This is a genomic window from Vibrio sp. 2134-1, from assembly GCF_033339495.1.
Genome location: NZ_JAWOUS010000781.1, coordinates 1 through 561 on the forward strand (window position 1 = coordinate 1; position 561 = coordinate 561).

Annotated in this window: 1 pseudogene; it reads right to left on the minus strand. The window is 43.9% G+C overall.

Going from position 1 to position 561, the window contains the following annotated elements:
* Window positions 1-94 precede the first annotated feature (94 nt).
* Window positions 95-561 (minus strand): annotated as a pseudogene (locus R7R78_RS28515) (ABC transporter substrate-binding protein); the annotation flags it as partial.

Below are 561 nucleotides of genomic sequence, written 5' to 3' on the forward strand. Positions count from 1 at the left end.
TCAAACGCTTCGCGTAATTCCGGTGAATTTTTACGGAATGCAACAGCCATTTTTTGATTTTCAGAAACAGGGCCAATGACTTTTATTTCTGAAAATCAAACGCTTCGCGTAATTCCGGTGAATTTTTACGGAACGCAACAGCCATTTTTTGATTTTCAGAAACAGGGCCAATGACTTTTATTTCTCCCGGCCATTTTTCTAAAGCAATTAATGTGTCTGCTACATCCAATAAGGTACTTTCAGCATCATTTTTCATGATGGCAGGTACCATTTCGTTTAGGAGTCGTTTGCCATCGGGCAAAATCACTTTGGCACCCGTGTCGTACAAGTCGTAAAGGTTTGGGTCTAGGCACGAATGCTCTAGCGCCAACACTTCTCGTCCATCGATCAACTCTTTCACTGTCTTGACGTCTTCGTCGATCGAGCCACTTGGCTTAATTGGACTTAAACTTGAATCGGTACGAGAAACAAGCCATACCGCCGATGGGAAGTAGTCCTGAGAAAAGTCCAATACCTCTTCCCGCCAATCCAAAATCGTCACGCCATTGGCGATCAGATCAC